Genomic DNA, 3,962 nt, shown 5'->3' with positions numbered 1-3,962 from the left:
ATAAAACAAAAAACACTTGCAAAAACGTTCTTGCAAGTGTTTAATTAATTATTTTTATCCCAATAATCTGTATCGTTTATTTAGGACTAGACATTATTTCTTTGCAACTGTAGTAGTAGTTACTGGTTCAACCTCTATTTTTTGATTGTATAGTTCTATTTCTTTTTTTGACAATCGTTGTTTTAGCCAATCTGCCAATTTTTTTTCTGTTTCTTTTCCTAAAGTTTTGGTACTCTTATAAATCAGTACGGGAATTACTTTTAAGCTATCTGATTGTTCATTAAAGCTATGATTTGCGATGGCTATGTTTACCACTTTTGGGAAAAGTATTTTTATTTCGCTTAATAATTCTTTGTTATTGTATCGATTATCAGCTATTTGTTTTTTTAAATTCAAGATAGCTACATCTTTTTCGCTTAAAACAGAATTATTGTATTTTATTTCGTTTAAGATATCACTTTTAAGGTCAGTGGTATCTTGTATAATCAATAGTTTCGTATTATTAATTTCATAAGTTACTAGCTTTTGATTTAAAGTTTTAATCTCTTTATCGCTGAACTTTTTAGTCAAAAAACCAAGTTCTAATTTTTTAGGGCTTTGATTGAAAAGGGTTTTTTTATAAAGTATTGCAATACCTTTATTGGTGAATTCATTTTCCATAAATACATCAATGGCATGTTGGTATTTCTTTTGTTCAAAAAGTTGGTAGGCAAAGTAAATACTAGGGAGTATTAAAATAGTAATTATTGTAGATATAATATATTTAACCTTTTTTTGATTGGTCTCTTTTAATTGTTTTTTTGTAGGGTATTTTAAGTATTTTACGATTAGGAATGTTGATATACAAATAAATACGCAGTTGATTGTGTACAAGTAAATGGCTCCAAAGAAGAACATCAGGTTTCCTATTGCAAGTCCATACCCTGCTGTACAAAGAGGAGGCATCAAGGCTGTTGCAATCGCAACTCCAGGAATTGGATTTCCTTTTTCGACTCTAGTAATGGCAATAGCACCAACCAATCCGCCCGAAAAAGCAATGATAATATCATAAAAATTTGGAGCAGTCCTAGACAATAACTCAGGTTGAGTCTCTTTGAACGGGCTAATATAAAAATATAAAGTAGAAACAAAAAGACCAACAATAGTGGCTACTAATAAATTTTTTAAGGATGTTTTTAATAAAGTAAAATCGTATGTTCCTAATCCAAAACCAGCACCCACAATAGGCCCCATTAATGGAGAGATAAGCATGGCACCTATAATAACTGCTGTAGAATTCACATTCAAACCTACAGAAGCAACAACAATAGCACAAGCTAAGATCCAAAGGTTAGCACCGCTAAATGAAATATTAGATTTTACATCTATTAACACTTTTGCTCGTTCTTCCTCTCCTTGATTTAGGTTAATGAATTTAATGAATCTACTAATTAGCGTTTCCATTGTGTTTTTCTTTTAAGGTTTGTTTAAGAAAGAAAAAACCGATTATACCTGCTGTAAGAGATGAAAGTAAAATGACGAATTTAGCATTATTTATAATTTCATGATCGTCAAAAGCGAGTAGTGTTATAAAGATAGACATTGTAAAGCCAATTCCACCTAAGAAACCTACTGCAATGATTGTTTTCCAATTTAAATCATCGGGTAATTTACATAAGCCCAATGAAACTGCAATAAAACTAAACAATGCAATACCTACAGGTTTACCTATCACAAGACCCATTGCGATCCCAAGGCTATAATGTTGTTCTAAGATTTCACCAATGTTGGACCCTAGTACGATAGCAGTGTTTGCCAATGCAAATAACGGAAGAATGAAAAATCCAACAGGTTTGTGCAAGAAGTGTTGTAATTTGTATGAAATTGATTTTTTCTCTCCATTTTCGAAAGGAATAACAAAGGCTAGTAAAACTCCAGTAATAGTTGCATGAATACCTGAGTGTAGCATAAAGTACCACATAATTACCCCACCAATTAGGTAAGGGAATAATTTGATTACTTTCATTCTATTCATTATAAACATCGCTAATAGTACGCCTAGTGCAGAAAATAAATAAGTAAAAGATATTGTTTTGGTGTAGAAGGCTGCTATAACTAATATAGCTCCTAAGTCATCAATGACAGCAAGTGCGGTCAAAAAAACTTTAAGTGATAGCGGAACACGGTTTCCTAATAAAGAGAGTACACCCAGCGCAAATGCAATGTCTGTAGCCATAGGGATACCTGCTCCAGATTGCGTAGCTTCGCCATAATTATCCATGAGGAATAAACCTGCAGGAATTAACATTCCACCTAAGGCTGCAAAAATGGGTAATAAGGCATCTTTTATATTTGAAAGTTCACCTAGATAAATCTCTCTTTCTAATTCTAAACCAATTAATAAAAAGAAGATAGTCATTAATCCATCATTGATCCAGTATTCTATGCTTTGTCCTCCAATGAGGGTTTCCCAAGTGTGATGGTATTGTGCACCAAAAATAGAATTTGCTATAAATAAGGAAACTATTGTACAGCCTATTAGTACTAGACCACTTGATTTTTCGTTATCAAAAAACTCTTTAAATAAATCAGATTTATAAATTTTCTTAAGGCTTTTTTTCATGGGAATTTAATTTGTATCTCGTTTTTTACTGCGCTTTGCGCCGTTAATTTCAATTTTTTTCAAAAATACCGATTTACTTATTAATTCCATAATAAAATCTAAGCTTATTGCTGCTTTTATTGTGTTAATTTTCTTTTTGATTAAAGTATTGTCGCTTTTTTATAATTCTAGGTATTTTTATAGTTTTTCTTAGTACGTTAGAACATTTTTATTCTGTTTTAAAAAATAAAAATCAAATTAGCAGCTTGAAATAATAGGTTATTTCATTGTTAATTATTGGTACTGATAAAGGATAGTGTTGAGGTTTTATATTATAATTTTTTATAGGGCTATTATAGATTTCGATAAGAGTGGTAGGAGATTCTTATTTTCAATTTGTATTTTTGAGGAATTAAATTTAGAAATTTGAATTTCTGTTATTGATAGGGTAAAGCTGAAAGGCATATTACCTCATAGTTCCAAGAAAATCAATAAATACCAACTTATGAAAATTGTTATTTCGCCGGCTAAGTCTTTGAACTTTGATAAAGAATTACCGACCCCCTTGTTTACTGAATCTCATTTTTTGAAAGAGTCGCGAAAAGTACATCAAGTTTTGAAAACTAAAAATCCGGAGGATTTATCGAGTTTGATGAGTATTTCTCAAAAATTGGCTGATTTAAATTGGCAACGTAATCAAGATTGGAAAACACCTTTCACGAAAGAAAATGCACGCCCAGCGATTTATACCTTTGATGGTGACGTATACACTGGTTTGGATGCCTATACTATTCCAGTTGCTAAACTGGAAATATTACAAGATAAATTACGTATTTTATCTGGACTGTATGGACTGTTAAGACCATTGGATTTAATGCAAGCCTACCGTTTAGAAATGGGAACGAAGTTGCCAATTGATGATAGTAAAAATCTCTATGAATTTTGGAAACTAACGATTACCAAAGCCTTGAATAAAGAATTAAAAAATGATGAGTTGTTTGTGAACTTGGCTAGTAACGAGTATTTTTCGGCAATTGATGTGAAACTATTAAAAGTTCCAGTTATCACCCCTGATTTTAAAGACTATAAAGATGGAAAACTTAAAATAATTAGTTTTTTTGCAAAAAAAGCTAGAGGGATGATGGTGCGCTACATTATAGACACCAATGCCCAGACGATAGAGGATTTGAAAGGATTTAATTATGATGGTTATCAATTTGATGCTAATCTATCCAAGGGGAATCATTTGGTTTTTACTAGATAAAAAAAAAGCTGCATTTTGAAAAGAGGGCACTGAAAAAGTCTTTCTAATAAATTGACACATAAAAAGGAGTAGATATCTATGGATTTCTACTCCTTTTTTCTTATATTTAAATCTAAT

3 protein-coding genes are annotated in these 3,962 nt (G+C 31.2%); 1 reads left to right on the top strand and 2 read right to left on the bottom strand.

Translation table 11 applies throughout. The annotated features are described in order from the left end of the window. Window positions 1-93: 93 nt before the first annotated feature. Together M2326_RS17355 and nhaA are read right to left on the bottom strand one after the other, a co-directional pair. A complete protein-coding gene (locus M2326_RS17355) occupies window positions 94-1,443 on the bottom strand; it encodes a TIGR00341 family protein (RefSeq protein WP_264620806.1) in 1,350 nt (449 codons plus the stop codon). Then, window positions 1,427-2,602 (bottom strand): Na+/H+ antiporter NhaA, encoded by a 1,176-nt coding sequence (gene nhaA, locus M2326_RS17350; RefSeq protein ID WP_264620805.1) that lies wholly within the window; start codon window positions 2,600-2,602, stop codon window positions 1,427-1,429. Before nhaA ends, M2326_RS17355 begins: the two co-directional genes overlap by 17 nt. Before the next feature lie 484 nt (window positions 2,603-3,086). On the opposite strand from nhaA, the gene yaaA reads away from it, so the two are divergent. Continuing rightward, window positions 3,087-3,845, top strand: coding sequence for a peroxide stress protein YaaA (yaaA, locus tag M2326_RS17345; RefSeq protein WP_264620804.1), 759 nt, complete (start codon window positions 3,087-3,089; stop codon window positions 3,843-3,845). The last annotated feature ends 117 nt before the right edge of the window (window positions 3,846-3,962 follow it).

Source organism: Flavobacterium psychraerolatum (assembly GCF_025960985.1).
GTDB lineage: Bacteria > Bacteroidota > Bacteroidia > Flavobacteriales > Flavobacteriaceae > Flavobacterium.
The sequence above is the reverse complement of the archived record's forward strand: the minus strand, read 5'-3'. Positions and strand labels throughout refer to the sequence as shown.

Excerpts from the sequence above, each read along its gene's own strand:
- yaaA (WP_264620804.1), top strand. The coding sequence starts at position 3,087 with ATGAAAATTGTTATTTCGCCGGCTAAGTCTTTGAACTTTGATAAAGAA.
- nhaA (WP_264620805.1), bottom strand. The coding sequence starts at position 2,602 with ATGAAAAAAAGCCTTAAGAAAATTTATAAATCTGATTTATTTAAAGAG.
- M2326_RS17355 (WP_264620806.1), bottom strand. The coding sequence starts at position 1,443 with ATGGAAACGCTAATTAGTAGATTCATTAAATTCATTAACCTAAATCAA.